This window comes from Burkholderia sp. S-53 (genome assembly GCF_025560745.1).
Classification (GTDB): Bacteria; Pseudomonadota; Gammaproteobacteria; order Burkholderiales; family Burkholderiaceae; genus Burkholderia; species Burkholderia pyrrocinia.
In genome coordinates this window covers 112,080-128,371 of record NZ_CP090482.1, presented here as the reverse complement: position 1 = coordinate 128,371, position 16,292 = coordinate 112,080, and the positions used below count along the sequence as shown (strand labels likewise).

General features: G+C 62.3%; 8 protein-coding genes, 2 tRNA genes, 3 rRNA genes and 1 pseudogene. 9 read left to right on the top strand and 5 right to left on the bottom strand.

The genetic code is table 11. The features are described from left to right. The first annotated feature begins 2 nt into the window (after nucleotides 1-2). The 3 genes from LXM88_RS00490 to LXM88_RS00480 all read left to right on the top strand — a co-directional run bounded on the left by LXM88_RS00490 (nucleotide 3) and on the right by LXM88_RS00480 (nucleotide 4,814). Nucleotides 3-3,473, top strand: coding sequence for an ATP-binding protein (locus LXM88_RS00490; RefSeq protein WP_262531092.1), 3,471 nt, complete (start codon nucleotides 3-5; stop codon nucleotides 3,471-3,473). A 120-nt stretch (nucleotides 3,474-3,593) separates the two neighbouring features. Continuing rightward, nucleotides 3,594-4,118, top strand: a complete 525-nt coding sequence (locus LXM88_RS00485; protein WP_047904598.1) for an HD domain-containing protein — start codon at nucleotides 3,594-3,596, stop codon at nucleotides 4,116-4,118. 9 nt (nucleotides 4,119-4,127) lie between these two features. Further along, nucleotides 4,128-4,814 carry a DUF429 domain-containing protein gene (locus LXM88_RS00480; RefSeq protein WP_262531090.1) on the top strand — a complete coding sequence of 229 codons (687 nt, stop codon included), beginning with the start codon at nucleotides 4,128-4,130 and terminating at the stop codon, nucleotides 4,812-4,814. Between the two features lie 174 nt (nucleotides 4,815-4,988). On the opposite strand, the gene LXM88_RS00475 is transcribed toward LXM88_RS00480, so the two are convergent. Further along, nucleotides 4,989-5,459 carry an ATPase gene (locus LXM88_RS00475; protein ID WP_262531089.1) on the bottom strand — a complete coding sequence of 157 codons (471 nt, stop codon included), beginning with the start codon at nucleotides 5,457-5,459 and terminating at the stop codon, nucleotides 4,989-4,991. A gap of 745 nt (nucleotides 5,460-6,204) precedes the next feature. Here LXM88_RS00475 and LXM88_RS00470 point away from each other — a divergent pair. The 5 genes from LXM88_RS00470 to rrf all read left to right on the top strand — a co-directional run bounded on the left by LXM88_RS00470 (nucleotide 6,205) and on the right by rrf (nucleotide 11,562). After that, a 16S ribosomal RNA gene (locus tag LXM88_RS00470) occupies nucleotides 6,205-7,737 on the top strand. A 63-nt stretch (nucleotides 7,738-7,800) separates the two neighbouring features. Further along, a tRNA-Ile gene (locus LXM88_RS00465) sits at nucleotides 7,801-7,877 on the top strand. Nucleotides 7,878-7,964: 87 nt separating this feature from the next. After that, nucleotides 7,965-8,040, top strand: a tRNA-Ala gene (locus LXM88_RS00460). 346 nt (nucleotides 8,041-8,386) lie between these two features. Then, nucleotides 8,387-11,268: ribosomal RNA gene (locus tag LXM88_RS00455) — 23S ribosomal RNA — on the top strand. A 181-nt stretch (nucleotides 11,269-11,449) separates the two neighbouring features. Beyond that, a 5S ribosomal RNA gene (gene rrf / locus LXM88_RS00450) occupies nucleotides 11,450-11,562 on the top strand. Together the 16S, 23S and 5S rRNA genes with 2 tRNA genes alongside form the textbook arrangement of a ribosomal RNA operon. Nucleotides 11,563-11,807: 245 nt before the next feature. On the opposite strand, the pseudogene LXM88_RS00445 reads toward rrf, so the two are convergent. The 4 genes and pseudogenes from LXM88_RS00445 to LXM88_RS00430 all read right to left on the bottom strand — a co-directional run. Beyond that, nucleotides 11,808-11,986: pseudogene (locus LXM88_RS00445) on the bottom strand (GNAT family N-acetyltransferase); the annotation flags it as partial. A gap of 37 nt (nucleotides 11,987-12,023) precedes the next feature. Then, nucleotides 12,024-12,395 carry a nuclear transport factor 2 family protein gene (locus LXM88_RS00440; protein ID WP_262531657.1) on the bottom strand — a complete coding sequence of 124 codons (372 nt, stop codon included), beginning with the start codon at nucleotides 12,393-12,395 and terminating at the stop codon, nucleotides 12,024-12,026. A gap of 102 nt (nucleotides 12,396-12,497) precedes the next feature. Then, nucleotides 12,498-13,097, bottom strand: coding sequence for a hypothetical protein (locus LXM88_RS00435; RefSeq protein ID WP_262531087.1), 600 nt, complete (start codon nucleotides 13,095-13,097; stop codon nucleotides 12,498-12,500). A gap of 368 nt (nucleotides 13,098-13,465) precedes the next feature. After that, nucleotides 13,466-14,470, bottom strand: coding sequence for an AraC family transcriptional regulator (locus tag LXM88_RS00430; RefSeq protein ID WP_262531086.1), 1,005 nt, complete (start codon nucleotides 14,468-14,470; stop codon nucleotides 13,466-13,468). Between the two features lie 145 nt (nucleotides 14,471-14,615). Between LXM88_RS00430 and LXM88_RS00425 the strand changes: the two genes are divergently transcribed. Beyond that, the gene (locus tag LXM88_RS00425; RefSeq protein WP_262531084.1) at nucleotides 14,616-16,283 is read left to right on the top strand and encodes an acyl-CoA synthetase; all 1,668 of its coding nucleotides are present in this window, start codon (nucleotides 14,616-14,618) and stop codon (nucleotides 16,281-16,283) included. The last annotated feature ends 9 nt before the right edge of the window (nucleotides 16,284-16,292 follow it).

Genomic DNA, 16,292 nt, shown 5'->3' with positions numbered 1-16,292 from the left:
CGATGCGCATCAGCCAGCTCGATCTGATCAAGTACGGCAAGTTCACCGACGAGACGCTGCGGTTCCCGTCGGCCGGCGAGGATTTTCATGTGATCGTGGGGCCGAACGAGGCCGGCAAGTCGACGATCCGCACGGCCGTGTCGGAACTGCTGTTCGGGATGAAACTGCAGACGCCGCTCGATTTCCTGCACAGCACGCCAGAACTGCGGATCGGCGGCGTGCTCGAGAGCGGTACGGGCGAACTCGCGTTCCACCGCGCGCGCGGGCGCAGTCCGTTGCGTACGCCTGCGGACGACAAGCTGCCCGACGACTATCTGGCCGCGATCCTCGACGGCGCGACGCGCGAGTTCTTCGAGCAGATGTTCGGGCTCGATCACGGGCGGCTGGTCGACGGCGGCCGGAGCATTCTCGACGCATCCGACAAGCTCGGCCAGGTGCTGTTCGAATCGGCCGCCGGTGTCGGTAGTCTCGGGCCGGTGCGCGAGGAGCTCGACGCGCGTTCGGTCGAGCTCTGGGCGCCGCGCCGTAGCGGCAGCGCCTTTGCGCTGGCCGAAACGTCGTTCAACGAAGCCGTGACCGAACTGAAGACGGTCCAGGTGCGCACGCGCGACTGGGTCGATCGCAAGGATGCGCGCGAAGCGGTCGAACAGCAGATCGAGCACGCGCGCGCGGAGCAGCGCCAGCTCGAATCGCTGCGCTCGAAGCTCGAACGCGTGCGGCGGCTGGCGCCATACCTGAAGGAGCTGACGGTCAAGGACGCGGCGCTGGCCGAACTCGGTGCGGTCGTCGAGTTGCCGCCGACCGCGTATGCGGATCTGCTGAAGGCGCAGGGCGATCTCGCGGCCGAACAGAAGGTGCTCGAAGAACGGCGTGCCGACCTGCTTGCGAAACGGCAGGCGCGCGATGCGATCGATGCCGACGCAGACACGCTGGCGCTCGAGGCCGATATCGAAGCGCTCGATCGGCTGCGCGGCGCCTGCATGAATCACGCGCAGGATCTGCTGCTGCTCGGCGCCGACGTCGAGCGGCACCTGTCCGCCGCGTTTTCGGCGGCCGCCCAGCTCGACTGGCCGACGGACGAAGCGGCGCTGCGCGCGTCGCTGCCGACGGCGCTGTCGCTGAAGACCGTCGCGAACCTGCTGCGCGAACACGGCGCGCTGCACCAGGCGCTCGCTGGTGCGCGCGAATCGCTCGACGAACGCACGCGCGAGCTTGCGCAGGTGCAGGAGCAACGGGCGCGCCTGTCGACCGTCGACGTGCCGCAAGCGCTGCGCGCGGCGCTCGCCGATGCGCAGGGCTTTCGCAACAGCGGCCAGCGCGAACAGGCGCTCGAACACGAAATCGCCGCCGCCGAACGCACGCTGTCCGGCGCGCTCGATGCGCTCGGCCAGTGGCGCATGCCCGTCGACACGCTGCGCGCGCTCGACGTGCCGTCGGCGGCGCGGCTCGGCGCGCTGCTCAAGGAAGACAGCGAGCGCGCCAGCGCGGCTGCTGCCGCGCGCGACGCGCGGGACGGCGCGCTCGAAGAGCTCGAGCGGCTTGAACTGCAGGAGAAGCATTTCGCGGAGAACCACAAGGTCGTCACGACCGCCGACGTGCTGGCGGCGCGCGCGCGACGCGACGGCGCATGGGGCGATATCCGCAGCGGTGCTGTCGACCTCGCAACAGGCGCACCGGCGGTCGACGACGCAATTCGCCTCGCCGACGAACTTGTCGATGCGCAACTCGGTGCGACGCAGGCGGCGGCGACGCTGCAATCGCTGCGTCAGCAGGTCGAATCCGCGCGAGCCGGCGCGGCGCGCAGGCAGGCTGCGTTGGACGAGCGCGAACGCGAACTGGCCGCACACCGCGACGCATGGGCCGAACTTGCGACGACGGCCGCGGTGCCCGGCATGCCGCTGGCGGCGATGGGCGACTGGCTCGCGAAGCGCGACGCGGTGTTCGTCGCGCAGGCCGATTTCGACCGTCAGCGCCGCGAATTCGACACGATTCGGGCGGCGCGGGCCGGCGCCGAAGCCGCGTTGCGTTCGGCGCTGCACGCAGTGTCGCGAGGCGGCGAGACGGACGCACTGGCGGCACTTGTCGCCATCGCCGAGGCTTTCGTGCAGTCGGCCGAGAAAGCGGTCGCGCAGAAGGACAGCCTCGACGATCGCGCGCGGGAAGCCGAACGCGGATGCGCGATGGCGCAGTCGCGGGCCGGCCATGCGCAAACAGCCTACGATGCGTGGCAAGCGCAATGGCGCGACGCGCTGGCCGACGCGAAACTTTCCGCGAGCGCGGTGACGCTGGCGGCGGCGGAGGGCGCGCTCGGGCTCGCGAATGCGGTGACGGCCGAACTGGCCGATGCCGATGCGCCGCGCAACCGGATCGCGGCGATCCGCGCTGAGCTGGCCGCGCTCGAGGCCGGTGCGCGGCGGCTCGCCGAGGCGCTTGCGCCGGAATGGCTGACGAGCGGCGACTGGCCGGACGTTGCACGCAGGCTGGCGACGCGCCTCACGGCTGCCAGGGAAATCGCGCGCGCGATCGAGCGTGCCGACGAAGCCGTGCGGCAGGCCGACGGCAAGGTCACGGATGCGGCTGCCGCGGTGGCGGGCGCCGATGCGCGCATCCAGCCGCTGCTTCAGCTGGCCGGCGTGGCGTCGATCGATGCGGCGCTGCCGCTGGCCGAACGTTCGGATCGGCAGCGCCAGCTGCGGCAGGCGGTCGATGCCGCGCACGAGGCGCTGGTGCGCGACGGCGACGGGCTGTCCCGTTCGGCCGTCGAGGCGGAGGTCGCGGAACAGGACATCGCCGACGTGCCGGCGCGTCTGGAGGCTGTGAAGCAGTCGCTGGGCGATGTCGGCAAGCGGTTGAACGAGCTCGCGCAACAGCAGGTCGTGGCCGACCAGGCGTTCGGCGCGATCGACGGCCAGGCGAACGCGGCCGTCGCGGAATCGAAGCGGCAGGAAGCGCTGGCGGCGATGGGCGACGCGGCCGAGCAGTATCTGGAGGCGGCCACCGCGAGCCGGTTGCTGAAGTGGGCGACGGACCGCTATCGCGACCAGAAGCAGGGGCCGATGCTCAGGCGGGCGGGCGAGATCTTTGCCGTGCTCACGCTGGGCGAGTTCGCGAGGCTGACCGTCGATACCGAACGGACACCGCCGGCGCTGTATGCACGGCGGACGAAGGGAACGTCGGTCGAGGTTGCCGGGTTGAGCGAAGGGACGCGCGACCAGTTGTTCCTCGCGCTGCGGATCGCGGCGCTGGAGTTGCAGCTCGGCAGCAGGACCGCGCTGCCGTTCGTTGCCGACGACCTGTTCATCAACTTCGACGACGCGCGCGCGAAAGCCGGGCTCGACGCGCTGCGCGATCTGTCGACGCGAACCCAGGTGCTGTTCCTGACGCACCACGACCACCTGCTGCCGCTCGTGAAGGACGTATTCGGCGCTCGGGTCAACGTGGTCGAACTGCAGCGCGCGCCGGCCGGCGTGTGATGTGGGGGCGAAGGGATGCCGGTGCGCGGGAAGGGTCATCGCGTGCAGGTAGTATGTGCGGTTCCGAAAGGCACGCGGCCGGTCTTGCCGGTCGCGGGACTGGCCACACGAGGGGGGAATATGAAAAAACTGGTAGCCGCCATCGCGTTCGCGGCGGACAAGCATCGCAATCAGCGGCGCAAGGACGAAGAAGCGTCGCCGTACATCAATCATCCGATCGCACTCGCCGACGTGCTGGCCAATGAAGCCGGCGTCGAGGACGAGCGCGTGATCGTCGCGGCCGTGCTGCACGACACGGTCGAGGATACGGAGACGACCGAGCAGGAGTTGCTGCGGCTGTTCGGCAAGGATGTGGCGGACATCGTGATGGAAGTCACCGACGACAAATCATTGCCGAAGGACGAGCGCAAGCGCCTGCAGGTCGAGCATGCGGCGACCATCAGCCGGCGCGCGAAGCTCGTGAAGCTGGCCGACAAGATCTGCAACCTGCGCGACATCGCGCGGCATCCGCCCGCGGACTGGCCGCTCGAGCGCAAGCAGGCGTACTTCGACTGGGCGAAGTCGGTCGTCGACCCGATGCGCGGCGTGCATCCCGGCCTCGAGGCGATCTTCGACGCCGCGTACGACGCACGGCCCGCGGACTGAGGCGCCCCCATGCGATCGGCCCGAGCCATCGAATCCGCCGCGCGGCAATCGCTTGCCGTGGCGGGTGTCGACGTCGGGGGCGACAAGAAGTTATGCGATCTCGTGATCCTGCGCGGGTCGATGGTCGTCTGTCGCGAACGGCGGATCGCGCCGGAGGCGTTGCCTGTGCTGTGTCTCGCCCATGACGTCGTGGCCGTCGGTGTTGACGCACCGAGTCTCTGGTGGGCGGGTGTCGGACGCCGGGCCGCCGAACAGGCGCTCGCGCGCGAACGGATCTCGTGCTTTCCGACGCCGTCGCGGGAGCAGGCCGTCGCGAGCACGTCGGGCTTCTTCGACTGGATGTTCATCGGGGAGCGCGTATACCGGGCGCTGGCGGACGCCTATCCGTTGCTGACAGGCGCGCGCTATGCGGGCGGGCGCGCGAGCTTCGAAACCTATCCTTACGCGATTACCTGCGCGATGCTGGGCAAGGCGGTTGCGTCGGCGAAGCAGAAGCGCAACCAGCGCCGGCAATTGCTGGAGCGACTGGGGATCGACGTGTCGACGCTGCAATCCGTCGATGCGCGAGATGCAACTCTGTGCGCACTGACGGCGCAATACGTGATCGACGGGAACGCGCACGCGTATGGCGATGCGGAGGGCGGATATATCCGTGTGCCGATCGTGAGCGAGACGATCGTGCTCGATTCACTGTAGTGGCGGCGCGCGGCGGCCGCAGGACAGTTGCCACGACGAGGTGAGCTTTTGCGGGAGAGGCGCGGTCTGCCGGACGTCGACGGAGTCAGGCAGTGATTGTCGGCCGGCAAACATATGGATGGCGGACGCACTCGACATGAAGCCGGTGCGCCGCGCGATCCCCAGCGGCACTGCTCAATCCTCGAGGATGGATTTCGGCACGCTGGACAGATCGCAGGCTTGCGCCTGGTCGAAGTAGTCTTCCGCATCGTCGATCATCACGACCGCGACGTCGATCAGTTCGTCGAGCCGTTGCAGCAGCGATTCACGCCACTCGATGTCCTCGTCGCGCTCGGGCGTCTTGTCCATCTGCTCGATGATCGAGTCGGCCGTCTGCAGGAAAGGTATCGCCTGCTGATAGTTTTCGATCGAAACCAGCGCCGCATTGCGTGCACCGATGAGCCGTTCGCGGTGGTCGTCCGCGAGTTCGGATTCGCCGCTGATCCGCGGCAATACATCCGAGATGCGTTGCAGAAGTGGCGGGGCCTGTTCTTCGAGCAGGATGGCGCGCTCGCGCAGCGCTGCATATTCGTCGCGAAGATCGGCGTCGTCGGGTTGAGTGGTGCTGTCCATCGTCGATGTGAGTGCGTGGTTCGGTCGCGGCATGATACTCGACGGCGCGAGCCCCCTTGTCCGATCCGCAGGACAGGGTTGCGAAACCCATGAAGGCACGAACGCGCGACGTTGCAGCTGAGCGGCGCGACATCGGGTTCGGCGGCCCGTTGATGGGCGCGGATGCGAACCCGGAGCGCGCCTGCGAAGGGCATGCCGTTGGCCTCGTATATATATGAGGAAAGAGAGGCTTGTCCGGTATTTATGGCCGGCGGTTCGCGTTGCGATGCGCGGCCCGTCGAGCCCCAAGCCTCCGTGCGCGGCAGCGCACGGAGGCTTGCTCAAAATAATTTCACAAAGGGGCTTGCGGAGATGCGGGCGGGTGCATAGAATCACGCCTCTTTCGCGCTAACGGAAACGCGGCGCGGAAGAGGGGAAGCGAAGTCGGTGGTGTGCAGCAGTTGCCGCGCACGGCTGGCGCAGGAAGATGGACCCCGCAGTCGCAACGAAGTAGTTCAAAAAGTTGTTGACGATCTGCGAAACACGGTTCATAATCTCGCTTCTCTGCTGCTGAAAACGCAGCGCTGCTGGGAAACACGATGTTCCTCGCAGAAATGCTCTTTAAAAATTAACAGCCGATAAGTGTGGGCGCTTGATGGAAGCGAGCTGATCCTCGGATCAGATAGCGAAAGTATCAAGAGTCTCACACTAAAGTAAGTCAGGTTTATGAAGCAATTCATATTCCTGTCAGCTTTGAGTGAGCGACCGGTTCGAAAGAACCGAAAACAGTAACAGGTTTAAACTGAAGAGTTTGATCCTGGCTCAGATTGAACGCTGGCGGCATGCCTTACACATGCAAGTCGAACGGCAGCACGGGTGCTTGCACCTGGTGGCGAGTGGCGAACGGGTGAGTAATACATCGGAACATGTCCTGTAGTGGGGGATAGCCCGGCGAAAGCCGGATTAATACCGCATACGATCTACGGATGAAAGCGGGGGACCTTCGGGCCTCGCGCTATAGGGTTGGCCGATGGCTGATTAGCTAGTTGGTGGGGTAAAGGCCTACCAAGGCGACGATCAGTAGCTGGTCTGAGAGGACGACCAGCCACACTGGGACTGAGACACGGCCCAGACTCCTACGGGAGGCAGCAGTGGGGAATTTTGGACAATGGGCGAAAGCCTGATCCAGCAATGCCGCGTGTGTGAAGAAGGCCTTCGGGTTGTAAAGCACTTTTGTCCGGAAAGAAATCCTTGGTTCTAATATAGCCGGGGGATGACGGTACCGGAAGAATAAGCACCGGCTAACTACGTGCCAGCAGCCGCGGTAATACGTAGGGTGCGAGCGTTAATCGGAATTACTGGGCGTAAAGCGTGCGCAGGCGGTTTGCTAAGACCGATGTGAAATCCCCGGGCTCAACCTGGGAACTGCATTGGTGACTGGCAGGCTAGAGTATGGCAGAGGGGGGTAGAATTCCACGTGTAGCAGTGAAATGCGTAGAGATGTGGAGGAATACCGATGGCGAAGGCAGCCCCCTGGGCCAATACTGACGCTCATGCACGAAAGCGTGGGGAGCAAACAGGATTAGATACCCTGGTAGTCCACGCCCTAAACGATGTCAACTAGTTGTTGGGGATTCATTTCCTTAGTAACGTAGCTAACGCGTGAAGTTGACCGCCTGGGGAGTACGGTCGCAAGATTAAAACTCAAAGGAATTGACGGGGACCCGCACAAGCGGTGGATGATGTGGATTAATTCGATGCAACGCGAAAAACCTTACCTACCCTTGACATGGTCGGAATCCTGCTGAGAGGCGGGAGTGCTCGAAAGAGAACCGATACACAGGTGCTGCATGGCTGTCGTCAGCTCGTGTCGTGAGATGTTGGGTTAAGTCCCGCAACGAGCGCAACCCTTGTCCTTAGTTGCTACGCAAGAGCACTCTAAGGAGACTGCCGGTGACAAACCGGAGGAAGGTGGGGATGACGTCAAGTCCTCATGGCCCTTATGGGTAGGGCTTCACACGTCATACAATGGTCGGAACAGAGGGTTGCCAACCCGCGAGGGGGAGCTAATCCCAGAAAACCGATCGTAGTCCGGATTGCACTCTGCAACTCGAGTGCATGAAGCTGGAATCGCTAGTAATCGCGGATCAGCATGCCGCGGTGAATACGTTCCCGGGTCTTGTACACACCGCCCGTCACACCATGGGAGTGGGTTTTACCAGAAGTGGCTAGTCTAACCGCAAGGAGGACGGTCACCACGGTAGGATTCATGACTGGGGTGAAGTCGTAACAAGGTAGCCGTATCGGAAGGTGCGGCTGGATCACCTCCTTTCCAGAGCTATCTCGCGAAGTTGAGCGCTCACGCTTATCGGCTGTAAATTAAAGACAGACTCAGGGGTCTGTAGCTCAGTCGGTTAGAGCACCGTCTTGATAAGGCGGGGGTCGTTGGTTCGAATCCAACCAGACCCACCATTGTCTGGCGTGTCGATGATCGTTGGCGCTTTAGCGCTTACGAGTACCTCAAGCCGACAGGCTCATACCTGAGAATATTCTGTACATGGGGGCATAGCTCAGCTGGGAGAGCACCTGCTTTGCAAGCAGGGGGTCGTCGGTTCGATCCCGTCTGCCTCCACCAATCTTCAATGGGAAGCGTTTGGATCACACGAAAGTGACGTGTGAGACGAGCATTTGCCATTGGCGATTGAGCCAGTCAGAGTGATACGTAGTACGTATCGGCTGTCGTTCTTTAACAATCTGGAAGAAGTAAGTAATTTGGATAGCGGAAGCGTCTTGAGATGGACGTGAAAACTATCCGGGTTGTGATTGTATCGATGTATCTCAAGATGATTCGGGTCTACTCCCTTCGGGAGTGGGGCCAGCGTAAGCGCTAAAGCGCTAACGCCGGACCGACATCAATTGGAATACGGCACAACGCGAAAACTCAACCTGTAACGACTGTCGGAGAGACAGACTCGTTATAGGGTCAAGCGAACAAGTGCATGTGGTGGATGCCTTGGCGATCACAGGCGATGAAGGACGCGGTAGCCTGCGAAAAGCTACGGGGAGCTGGCAAACGAGCTTTGATCCGTAGATGTCCGAATGGGGAAACCCGGCCCTTTTGGGTCATCCTAGACTGAATACATAGGTCTAGTGAAGCGAACGCGGTGAACTGAAACATCTAAGTAACCGCAGGAAAAGAAATCAACCGAGATTCCCAAAGTAGTGGCGAGCGAAATGGGATGAGCCTTGCACTCTTTATTTGTATTGTTAGCCGAACGCTCTGGAAAGTGCGGCCATAGCAGGTGATAGCCCTGTAGGCGAAAACAGTATGAAAGAACTAGGTGTGCGACAAGTAGGGCGGGACACGTGAAATCCTGTCTGAAGATGGGGGGACCATCCTCCAAGGCTAAATACTCGTGATCGACCGATAGTGAACCAGTACCGTGAGGGAAAGGCGAAAAGAACCCCGGGAGGGGAGTGAAATAGATCCTGAAACCGCATGCATACAAACAGTCGGAGCCTCGTAAGGGGTGACGGCGTACCTTTTGTATAATGGGTCAGCGACTTACGTTCAGTAGCAAGCTTAACCGTATAGGGCAGGCGTAGCGAAAGCGAGTCCGAATAGGGCGTTCAGTTGCTGGGCGTAGACCCGAAACCAAGTGATCTATCCATGGCCAGGATGAAGGTGCGGTAACACGTACTGGAGGTCCGAACCCACTAACGTTGAAAAGTTAGGGGATGAGCTGTGGATAGGGGTGAAAGGCTAAACAAACTTGGAAATAGCTGGTTCTCTCCGAAAACTATTTAGGTAGTGCCTCGTGTCTCACCTTCGGGGGTAGAGCACTGTCATGGTTGGGGGGTCTATTGCAGATTACCCCGCCATAGCAAACTCCGAATACCGAAGAGTGCAATCACGGGAGACAGACATCGGGTGCTAACGTCCGGTGTCAAGAGGGAAACAACCCAGACCGCCAGCTAAGGTCCCCAAATATAGCTAAGTGGGAAACGAAGTGGGAAGGCTAAAACAGTCAGGAGGTTGGCTTAGAAGCAGCCACCCTTTAAAGAAAGCGTAATAGCTCACTGATCGAGTCGTCCTGCGCGGAAGATGTAACGGGGCTAAGCTATATACCGAAGCTGCGGATGCGAGCTATGCTCGCATGGTAGGAGAGCGTTCCGTAAGCCTGCGAAGGTGCGTTGAAAAGCGTGCTGGAGGTATCGGAAGTGCGAATGCTGACATGAGTAGCGATAAAGGGGGTGAAAGGCCCCCTCGCCGTAAGCCCAAGGTTTCCTACGCAACGTTCATCGGCGTAGGGTGAGTCGGCCCCTAAGGCGAGGCAGAAATGCGTAGCTGATGGGAAGCAGGTCAATATTCCTGCACCATTGTTAGATGCGATGGGGGGACGGATCGCGGAAGGTTGTCCGGGTGTTGGAAGTCCCGGTCGCTGCATTGGAGAAGGCACTTAGGCAAATCCGGGTGCGCAATTCAAGGGTGTGGCGCGAGCTCCTTAGGGAGCGAAGCAATTGGAAGTGGTTCCAAGAAAAGCCTCTAAGCTTCAGTCTAACGATGACCGTACCGCAAACCGACACAGGTGGGCGAGATGAGTATTCTAAGGCGCTTGAGAGAACTCGGGAGAAGGAACTCGGCAAATTGGTACCGTAACTTCGGGATAAGGTACGCCCTTGTAGCTTGACTGGCCTGCGCCAGGAGGGTGAAGGGGTTGCAATAAACTGGTGGCTGCGACTGTTTAATAAAAACACAGCACTCTGCAAACACGAAAGTGGACGTATAGGGTGTGACGCCTGCCCGGTGCCGGAAGATTAAATGATGGGGTGCAAGCTCTTGATTGAAGTCCCGGTAAACGGCGGCCGTAACTATAACGGTCCTAAGGTAGCGAAATTCCTTGTCGGGTAAGTTCCGACCTGCACGAATGGCGTAACGATGGCCACACTGTCTCCTCCCGAGACTCAGCGAAGTTGAAGTGTTTGTGATGATGCAATCTACCCGCGGCTAGACGGAAAGACCCCATGAACCTTTACTGTAGCTTTGCATTGGACTTTGAACCGATCTGTGTAGGATAGGTGGGAGGCTATGAAACCGGAACGCTAGTTTCGGTGGAGCCGTCCTTGAAATACCACCCTGGTTTGTTTGAGGTTCTAACCTTGGCCCGTGATCCGGGTCGGGGACAGTGCATGGTAGGCAGTTTGACTGGGGCGGTCTCCTCCCAAAGCGTAACGGAGGAGTACGAAGGTACGCTAGGTACGGTCGGAAATCGTGCTGATAGTGCAATGGCATAAGCGTGCTTAACTGCGAGACCGACAAGTCGAGCAGGTGCGAAAGCAGGTCATAGTGATCCGGTGGTTCTGTATGGAAGGGCCATCGCTCAACGGATAAAAGGTACTCTGGGGATAACAGGCTGATACCGCCCAAGAGTTCATATCGACGGCGGTGTTTGGCACCTCGATGTCGGCTCATCTCATCCTGGGGCTGTAGCCGGTCCCAAGGGTATGGCTGTTCGCCATTTAAAGAGGTACGTGAGCTGGGTTTAAAACGTCGTGAGACAGTTTGGTCCCTATCTGCCGTGGGCGTTGGATATTTGAAGGGGGCTGCTCCTAGTACGAGAGGACCGGAGTGGACGAACCTCTGGTGTACCGGTTGTCACGCCAGTGGCATCGCCGGGTAGCTATGTTCGGAAGAGATAACCGCTGAAAGCATCTAAGCGGGAAACTCGCCTTAAGATGAGATATCCCTGGGGACTAGATCCCCTTGAAGGGTCGTTCGAGACCAGGACGTTGATAGGTCAGGTGTGTAAGCGCAGTAATGCGTTCAGCTAACTGATACTAATTGCCCGTAAGGCTTGATCCTATAACAAGTCTGTCTCGATGCCCGTTAGCGCTTTAGCGCTTACGGACATCGAGCGTCGAGTGCAGCGCACTCGACGTACGACGGTTGAAGTACCGCGTACGTGTGAGATACAGCTCACAACTCAAAATTACTGCTTCTTCCCGATTGGTCGCGTTGCGAAGCAACGCGACAACCCTCTTTGCCTGATGACCATAGCGAGTCGGTCCCACCCCTTCCCATCCCGAACAGGACCGTGAAACGACTCTACGCCGATGATAGTGCGGATTCCCGTGTGAAAGTAGGTAATCGTCAGGCTCCCTAAGCCAGAAACCCCCGCCCGAAAAGGCGGGGGTTTTTGCATTGGGGCGGACGAAATGCAGGCCGGCGAAGACGGGGCAGCGTAGTCGGAGCCGGGGCGCCAACGGCGTCCAAGTCGACAGTCGGACCGATCAAACACCCGGCCACTGCTCCGCTGCAACTTCACTCGCAACCGTCGGTCGCTTCGGTTCTCTCGAGCACAACGCCGCGGTGAGTTACATTGCACGCTTCTCCGTCACCTGTCAGATCGTGATCCGCAAGATCGGGACGAACCTGCCCGGGATGACGCTCGATTCCTTGTCACCGATTTTTTAGCCCCGAGTGTCAGATAGAACGGAACAGCATCGGGATCCGCTGCGATCACGAAGCTTCTGATCCCTCTCGCAGCTGCTTCTCCTCGGATCTCCTTCCACAGCACACGGTCGAGCGACATCGTTCAAAAGCCACGCCTTGCGCGGCTACATGACCTGCGATGCATGCCCGGCGACGACGCGCCAGCCGGCGCCCGATCGACGCCACAGGCGCGTATAGGCAAACGTGCCGTCGAATGCAGCGCCATCGAAACGACCGACAAGCGTCGCCTTCGTCGTGGTCAGGATCATCTCGCCAACCGAGCATGCCCGCGTTTCGCGGAAATCGAGCCTGTCGAGACGCAGAAGCTTTGCGCGATGCGCGGACAGATCGTCCTCCTTCGAGATGATCTGTCCGGTCGGGACGGTGAACACCAGATCGTCGTCCAGCAACGCATCGAGCGCGTCGACATCGTTGGCCAGCATCGCGGCCCGGAGCGCGGTTTCGTAGGGTTCGATGACTGTCTGGATTGCGTCCATATCGGGACCTCGCATCGTCTTTGAAGATTGGTGGTTTCGCTCATCGGCTGTGTCCTGTTGCAGCACGCAACGCATTCCGAACACAGCGGCGACGGAAAGAGCCTACCGCGCGTTCGACAGCGATTGACGCCGGACCAGCATGACCAGGCAGATGCCGATCGACGCGATGATATTGACGGCCGGATAAAACGCGACCGCGATACTCCACGTGCTCAGTGCCAGCAACGCCAGCGCGTACTTGAGCACGCACAGCGCGAAATAGGCGAGGCTCTCGCTCCACGGATCGTGGATCGTCTTGCGGAGAGTCGGGCCGAGGCCGGCAAGCTCGATCAGCGTGACCAGGCAGATCGAGACCGTCGGATCGTCGGTCAGCATCCACAGCGGAATAGCCGAAAGGGCTGCACACAAGAAAAGCCAGTCGATGGTTGTCCAGCCTCGTTCGCCGCGAAAAATGCTGGCTACCAACATCAGGAAGCATGTGACGGCAATCGCCGCCGTGCACCATGCGGAAGGCCCCGCACCCGCAACGAACTGGCCGGCGGCCGCGATCGCCGTGACGACCGACCACACGAGCCACGTGAACAGATGCGGACGAACGGTGCGCCGGTAGATCGCGAGCGCGTACGGAATCGCTGCCAGCAAAGACACGGCAGTTCCGATCACGCCAAAGATCGAAGCGGCACCCTGATCGACACTCACCATTGACGCAACCCTGTCGGTACAGGCCGACCAGTATGTGGTCGGAAGAGCCGGGGCGCAATGCCGCGCAGGGCAGGGTTGCGCTCATTCGCGCGGTGCGTCGCACCGGAATGCCGATGCCGGCGACCGATGCGGTCAACCGCAAACAAACGCAATCAAACGCAATCAAACGGCACAGGCCGGAGCACCCACTGCGCGACGGCTGAATGAATAGAAACAACCTTGCATCGGAGCCGGAGCGGTGGTGGTTGGTCGGTCGTTTGCCATCATGCATCGGTCACGGACAGCCGCCGGCGCTTCGTATCGTTATCAGCATCGTGCGAGGGGATCTCAGTATCCGCTGCGTACGACCCGCATCATCCGCGCGCGATTCAAGGCTCCGGATTCGCCGCATGCACGTCGCGGCGGAACGCGCCGGGGCTCGTGCCCGTCCATTTCCGGAACGCGCGATGAAACGCGCTCGGCTCGGTGAAGCCGAGCTCGGCTGCGATCTCTGCGACGCTGAGCGCGTGCCCGCGCAGCAGCGACTGGGCCAGCGCGCCGCGCAGTTCGTCCTTGATCGCCGCGAAGCTTTGCCCTTCGCTGCGCAGACGCCGCCGCAGCGTCGCGGGCGTCGTGCCGAGGCGCACGGCCAGCGAATCGAAGTCGGGCCACTCGGCGGCCGGCAGCCCCTTCAGGTGCGCGCGCGTTTTCGCGACCCAGCCCGTGTCGTGCCGGTAGCGGACCAGCAGGTTGCCGGGTGCGCCGCGCAGGAAGGTCTTCAGCGCCTGCGCGGAACGGATCGTCGGCAGCGCGAGGTACGCGGCGTTGAACGCGAGCCGGCTGTCGGGGCGGTCGAAATGCACGGGCACGCCGAAGAACTGGTGATAGTCGCTGCGCTGGTCGGGGCTCGGGCACGCGAAATCGATGCGCTGCAGCGGGATGCGCCGGCCGGTCAGCCAGCAAGCGACGCCGAGCAGGATCAGCCAGAACGTCCGGTACGCGAACGCCGGATACGGCGCGCCCGACTGCGTGAGCACGATCTGCGCCTGTCCGTCGGCCACGACGAGCTCGCCGTGCGGCTCGTCGAGCACGACGCGCAGGAACTGCAGCGCCCGCCGCAGCGCCTTTTCGAGCGTGCCGGCGTGCAGCACCGCGTGGCACAGCAGCTTGAAGCTGCCTTGCCGCATCGGGCGTGCGGCGAGCCCGAAGAATTCGTCGTCGATCGTGCCGGCGATCGCGAGCCACAGGCGGCCGTACTGTTGCGGCGTGACGGGCTCGCGCACGGCGGCCGGCAGGCCAGCGGCGCGCAATACGGGCTCCGTCGCGATGCGCTGCCGGCGCAGGCACGCGAGCGCGTCGTCGACGAAATCCGGCGAAATCATCTGCGGCCCCATTTTCCTGCTTCCTCCAGACATGGCAAAAACGATCACGATTCTAGATTCTGTTTGTCATTGATTGCAATGTGACGGCTGTCTACTATCGATGTATCCCCCGTCGCGCTCCAGGCTCGCCGGCGGTCATAACGTACAGGAGACACGCATGCCTGATGGAGCAACCGCCCGGGCGGTGCCGGCCTACGCCGACGCCGTGGCCCGGTTCAGTATCGAGACCGCCGCCGCGCATCTGCACGGCGACCTGGAGCACGGCCTGAACGCATGCGTCGAATGTTGCGACCGGCACGCATCGGCGGACGCGATCGCACTCGACTGGATCGACGCCGGCGGGCAGCACCGGAGCTTCACGTTCGCGCAGATGCAGGCGCTGTCGGCACGCGTGGCGAACCTGCTGGTCGCGCAGGGCGTGAAGCCGGGCGACGTGGTGGCCGGCCTGTTGCCGCGCACGCCCGAACTCGTCGCGACGATCCTCGGCACGTGGCGCGCGGGCGCCGTCTATCAGCCGCTGTTTACCGCGTTCGGCCCGAAAGCGATCGAGCACCGTCTGCGGATGAGCGACGCGCGCCTGGTCGTGACCAATGTCGCGAATCGCGCCAAGCTCGACGAGATCGCCGGTTGTCCGCCGGTTGCGACGGTGCGCGAGCCGGGCGACGCGCTGCCGGAACGCGACATCGATTTCCGCGCGGCGCTCGACGCGCGGCCCGACACGTTCGAACCGGTGCTGCGCAAGGGCACGGACCTGTTCATGATGATGTCGACGTCGGGCACGATGGGTTTGCCGAAGGGCGTACCGGTGCCGCTACGCGCACTGCTTGCGTTCGGCGCGTACATGCACGACGCGGTCGACCTGCGCGAAGGCGACCGGTTCTGGAACATCGCCGATCCGGGCTGGGCGTACGGCCTCTATTACGCGATCACGGGCCCGCTGCTGCTCGGCCACGCGACGACGCTCTACGAGGGCGGCTTCACGGTCGACAGCACGTACGACGTGATCGAACGGCTCGGCATCACGAGCCTCGCCGGCTCGCCGACCGCGTACCGGATGCTGATGGCGGCCGGTACGGAAGCGGCGGCGCGCGCGAAGGGCAAGCTGCGCGTGGTGAGCAGCGCGGGCGAGCCGCTGAATCCGGAAGTCGTGCGCTGGTTCGACGCGGCGCTCGATGCACCGATCTACGATCACTACGGCCAGACCGAACTCGGGATGGTCGTGAACAATCATCATGGTCTCGCACACGTCGTGCATGCCGGCTCGGCCGGCTTCGCGATGCCCGGCTATCGCGTCGCGGTGCTCGACGAAACGAGCCGCGAGCTCGGCCCCGGCGAACCCGGCAACCTCGCGATCGACATCGCACGCTCGCCGCTGCTGTGGTTCCACGGCTACTGGCAGCAGGACACGCCGGCAATCGCGGGCGGCTACTATCGAACCGGCGACAACGTCGAGCTGGAGCCGGACGGCACCGTGAGCTTCATCGGCCGCGCGGACGACGTGATCACGTCGTCCGGCTACCGGATCGGCCCGTTCGACGTGGAAAGCGCGCTGATCGAGCATCCGGCCGTCAGCGAAGCCGCCGTGATCGGCGTGCCCGATCCGGAGCGCACGGAGATCGTGAAGGCGTTCGTCGTACTGTCGAAGGGCTTCGACGGCACGCCGGCGCTGGCCGAGGACCTGAGCCTGCACGTGAAGCGGCGGCTGTCCGCCCACGCCTATCCTCGCGCGATCGACTTCGTCGACGCGCTGCCGAAAACCCCGAGCGGCAAGATCCAGCGCTTCGTGTTGCGCAAGATGGAAGCAGAGAAGGCCGCTCAACCCTGAATACGGATT

Excerpts from the sequence above, each read along its gene's own strand:
- LXM88_RS00490 (WP_262531092.1), top strand. The coding sequence starts at position 3 with ATGCGCATCAGCCAGCTCGATCTGATCAAGTACGGCAAGTTCACCGAC.
- LXM88_RS00485 (WP_047904598.1), top strand. The coding sequence starts at position 3,594 with ATGAAAAAACTGGTAGCCGCCATCGCGTTCGCGGCGGACAAGCATCGC.
- LXM88_RS00480 (WP_262531090.1), top strand. The coding sequence starts at position 4,128 with ATGCGATCGGCCCGAGCCATCGAATCCGCCGCGCGGCAATCGCTTGCC.
- LXM88_RS00475 (WP_262531089.1), bottom strand. The coding sequence starts at position 5,459 with ATGCCGCGACCGAACCACGCACTCACATCGACGATGGACAGCACCACT.
- LXM88_RS00440 (WP_262531657.1), bottom strand. The coding sequence starts at position 12,395 with ATGGACGCAATCCAGACAGTCATCGAACCCTACGAAACCGCGCTCCGG.
- LXM88_RS00435 (WP_262531087.1), bottom strand. The coding sequence starts at position 13,097 with ATGGTGAGTGTCGATCAGGGTGCCGCTTCGATCTTTGGCGTGATCGGA.
- LXM88_RS00430 (WP_262531086.1), bottom strand. The coding sequence starts at position 14,470 with ATGGGGCCGCAGATGATTTCGCCGGATTTCGTCGACGACGCGCTCGCG.
- LXM88_RS00425 (WP_262531084.1), top strand. The coding sequence starts at position 14,616 with ATGCCTGATGGAGCAACCGCCCGGGCGGTGCCGGCCTACGCCGACGCC.